This window comes from Streptomyces sp. NPDC048018, assembly GCF_043202995.1.
In the GTDB taxonomy this organism is placed as follows: Bacteria; Actinomycetota; Actinomycetes; order Streptomycetales; family Streptomycetaceae; genus Streptomyces.
In genome coordinates, this window is the sequence record NZ_JBIDBK010000027.1 from 1 (window position 1) to 4,502 (window position 4,502).

A 4,502-nucleotide genomic window follows, 5' to 3' on the forward strand; every position below is an offset into this window, starting at 1 on the left:
TCGGTGCCGTCGGTGACCAGTTGCCAGAGTTCCTCGGGTGAGGTGACCCCGCCGGGGTAGCGGCAGGCCATCGACACCACCACGATCGGATCGTCATCCGCATCGCCGCCCGTGACGACGGGTGCCGTGGTGCTCGGCGTCACTTCTGCGGGGGTGACGAGCCCCGTGATGTGCGCCGCCAGGGCGTCGGGCGTGGGGTGGTCGAAGACCAGGGTGGTGGCGAGGCGGAGTCCGGTCTCGCGGTTGAGGCGGTTGCGGAGCTCGACGGCGGTGAGGGAGTCGAAGCCGAGCTGCTTGAAGGCCTGGTCTCCGGTGAGTCGGCCGGGTTCGGTGTGCAGCACCGCGGCGCACACCCGGGTGACGAGCTCACGGACGGCGGCCACCCTTTCCACCTCCGACAGCCGCGTCATCCCTTCCTGCCACGTCGCCGCGGACGTCGGTACGGAAACGCGGCGGGGGGCGGGGGCCATGTGCGAGAGAACGGCCGGGAGTTCGTCCTTCTGGGCGAGTGCGGTGAGGGTGGCGCGGTCCCAGCGGACGGGCGCGAGGACCGGGGCGTCGAGGCCGAGGGCGGCGTCCAGGAGGGCGGTGCCCTCGGCGTCGCTGAGGGGGGTCATGCCGGCGGCGGCCCAGCGGGCGGTCTCGCCGCTGTCGAGGGTGGCTCCCATGCCCTCGGCCCACAGGCCCCAGGCGAGTGAGGTGGCCGGGTGCCCCTGTGCGTGCCGGTGCTCGGCGAGCGCGTCCAGGAAGGTGTTCGCCGCAGCGTAGTTCGCCTGGCCGGAGGAGCCCAGCAGGCCGGCGACCGACGAGTAGACGACGAAGGCGGCCAACGGCTGGTCCACGGTCGCCCGGTGCAGGTTCCAGACCGCGTCGACCTTGGCGGCCAGGACGGAGGTCAGCTGCTCCTGGCGGAGGCCGGGGAGGGTGGCGTCGGACACCGTACCCGCGGAGTGGACGACTCCCGTGAGGGGGCCGGCGGCCGTGACCTCGGCGATCAGAGCGCGGACGGCGCTGAAATCGCTGACGTCGCACGCGACCACGCTCGCGGGAGTTCCCGCGGCGGTGAGCTCCTCGATCAGCTCGCGACTGCCGGGGGCGTCCGCACCCCGTCGCGAGACCAGCACCAGACGCCCGACGTCGGGGCGGGTGGCCAGATAGCGGGCCGTTACGGCGCCGAGTGCTCCCGTACCACCGGTGACGAGCACCGTGCCCTGGGCGAAGTCGGCGGCGGAGGCGCTGCCCCGGGCCGTGCCGGGGGTGAGGCGGGGGGCGAGGACCGCGTCGCCGTACAGGGTGAACTGGGGGACCCGGGCGGCGACGGCGCGCCTGAGGTTGTGGACGGCGTCGGGGGTGAGGGGGGTGCGGGGCAGGTCGGCGTGGGTGACGACGTCGGGGTTCTCGGTGTGCGCGGTGCGCAGGAGGCCGGTGAGGGCGCTGTGGGGAAGGTGGCCGTCCTGGTGGTGGGGTCCGGTGGCGGCGGTGGTGAGGACCGTGAGGCGGGTGTCGGCGAGGGCGGGGACCGTCAGCCAGGTCTGGAGCGTGGAGAGGACGGCGGCGGTCACGTGATGGACGGCGGCGACGAGGTCCCCGCCCTCGTCCTCCTCCCCGGCCCCGTCCTCGGGCCCACCCTCCCCGGCGTCTCCGGAGGGGGCCTGGTAGAGGACGGTGGTGGGAGCGGGGGCCCCGTCGGCGAGCGCGGCGAGGAGGGCGTCGAGATCGGGGTGGTGGGTGGTGATGCCCGGCAGCGGGTCGGTGCCGCCGATCTGCACCCAGTCCGACGGCAGCTCGCCCCCGGCCTCGTCCGGATTCGGTGAGACCTCCGGCAGCTCGACGGGCATCCACGCCAGTCCGGGCACCGGCACGGACGCCTTGAGTGCACGCGGATCCGCTGTGGCGAGGGTGAGGCCGGCGATCGTGATGACGGGCGTGCCGCCCTCGGTGAACGCGTCCACCGTGTACGTGTCGGCCCCGGCAGAGTGCGGGGTGGTACGGACACGGAGCGAGGTGAGGGGCTCGGACATGCCGGTCGGGTGAGCTGTCACGCCGTTGAAGGTGAAGGGCAGGCGCAGGGGGGTGTCGGGTCCGGTGGGCGCGACGAGTGGGTGCAGTGCGGCGTCGAGGAGGGCCGGGTGGATGCCGTAGCCGGTGGGTCGGCCGTGGGTGGTGGGGAGCTTGGCCCTGGCCCAGCCGGTCGTGGGCCAGTGGGTGTCGAGGCCGCGGAAGGCGGGGCCGTAGGTGTAGCCGTGGTCTGAGAGGACGTCGTAGAAGCCGGTCAGGTCGGCCGGCTCACCAGGCTCGACGGTGGGAGCGGGATCCGGCGGTGAGGGCTGGGCGGTGGTGAGGGTGCCGGTGGCGCGCAGGATCCATGCGCGGCTGCTGTCGGTGGCGTCTGGAGTGCGGGTGTGGATCGTGAAGTGGCGCTGGTCGTCGGTCGGTGTTTCGACGGTGAGTTGTAGCTGGGCGGGGAGGGTGATCGGGGACTGGAGGGTGAGTTCGGCGAGGTGGGGGTGGGTGAGGAGGTCGCCTGCGTGGAGGGCGAGTTCGAGTAGTGCTGTGCCGGGGAGCAGCGTGGTGCCGGCGATGGTGTGGTCGGCGAGCCAGGGGTGTGTGCCGGTGGTGAGGGTGGTGGTGAAGAGGTGTGTGCCGTCGGGGAGTTCGCTGGCTGCGGCGAGTAGCGGGTGGTCGGCGGGGCCCAGGCCGATCTGTGACGCGTCCGTGTGCGGCTCCGGGTCGAGCCAGTAGGGCGCGCGGGTGAAGGGATACGTCGGCAGGGCCACCGGGGGCCGGTCGGTGGTGGGCCAGGTCAGGCCGCTCGGGGTGACGGTGTGGAGCGTGGCGAGGGCGTCGTCGAGGACATCCGGTCGGTCCGCCCGCGGGTTCTGGGTCGGGATCAGCGTGACGGTGTCGGTGGTGTCGTCGGTGTCGTTGGCGAGGGTGGTTCGGGTGAGGTGGGTGAGGGTGGTGTCGGGTCCGATTTCGAGGTAGGTGGTGACGCCGAGTGTGGTGAGGGTGGTGATGCCGTGGTGGTAGTGGACGGCGGTGCGGGCTTGGGTGGCCCAGTGGTGGGGGTCGGTGAGCTGTTCGGTGGTGGCGATCTGCCCCGTGGTGTTGGTGACGATCGGGATGGTGGGGGCGTGGTGGGTGAGGTCCTCGGCGGCACTCGTGAGCTGGGGGAGGAGCGGGTCGAGGTGGCGTGAGTGGAAGGCGCCGGAGACGGTGAGGGGTCGGTGGGTGATTCCGGCGGTGTCGAGGTCTTGGGCGAGGGTGGTGAGGGCGTGGTGGGTGCCGGCGAGGGTGGTGTGTCGGGGTGAGTTGTGTCCGGCGATGTCGATCTCGGGGTGGCGGTCGAGCACGGCGTGGAGATCGGTGGCGGATGCGGTGACGCTGAGCATGCCGGTGTCGGTGGGCAGCCCCTCCATGAGGCGGGAGCGTGCGGCGACGAGGGTGATGGCGTCGTCGAGGGAGAGGGTTCCGGCGACGTGCGCTGCGGTGATCTCGCCGATGGAGTGGCCCATGAGGTAGTCGGGTGCCAGTCCGCGTTCGGTGAGGTAGGTGAAGAGGGCGGTCTCGAAGGCGAAGAGAGCCGGCTGGGTGTAGCGGGTACGGTCGAGGAGAGCGGCGAGTTCGGTGTGGGGTGCTGCCCACATGACGTCGATCAGCGGGTGGTCGAGGTGGTGGTCGAAGCGTCCGGCGATGTCGGTGAGGAGTTCCCCGAACCGGGGGTGTGTCTCGGCGAGGTCGCGTCCCATGCCGGGGTATTGGGCGCCTTGTCCGGTGAAGAGGACGGCGAGTTTGCCGTCGTGGGCGTGTCCGGTGATGAGGTCCGGGTGGGCTTGCCCGGTGGCCAGGGCGCGTGCCTGGGTGAGGAGTTCGTGGCGGTCGGCGCCGTGCAGGACCGCGCGGTAGGGGTGCTGGTGTCGCCGGGCGAGTGAGTCGCCGATGGCACCCGCGGTCACCTCGGGACGAGCGGTGGCGTGGTCGGTCAGACGCCCCGCTGCACGCGCGAGTTCGTCCTCCGTCCGCGCCGAGAGTACCCAGATCGGGCGGTCGGGTTCGGATCCGTCGGCTCGGTCCGCCGGCTTCACCTCCGCCGGCGGCTCTTCGATGATCACGTGGGCGTTGGTGCCGCTGATGCCGAAGGAGGACACGGCGGCCCGGCGGGGGGTGCCGGTGCCGGGCCAGGGCTGCGCCTCGGTGAGCAGGCTGATGGCCCCGGTCGTCCAGTCGATGTGCGGCGTGGGGTCGTCCGCGTGCAGGGTGCGGGGCATCACGCCGTTCTGGAGGGCCTGGACGATTTTGATGATGCCGCCGACGCCGGCCGCGGCCTGCGTGTGACCGATGTTGGACTTCAGGGACCCCAGGTAGAGCGGCTGACCGGGATCGCGTCCCACGCCGTAGACCTCCATGAGGGCTTGTGCCTCGATGGGGTCGCCGAGGGTGGTTCCGGTGCCGTGGGCTTCGATGATGTCGATGTCGTTGGGGTGGAGGTTGGCGTTGGTGAG

At 72.1% G+C, this 4,502-nt stretch carries 1 protein-coding gene; it reads right to left on the minus strand.

The window, feature by feature from the left end; genetic code table 11:
* The coding region (locus ACGF1Z_RS35530) for an SDR family NAD(P)-dependent oxidoreductase (RefSeq protein WP_393010774.1) at window positions 1-4,502 on the minus strand (4,502 nt) is incomplete at both ends.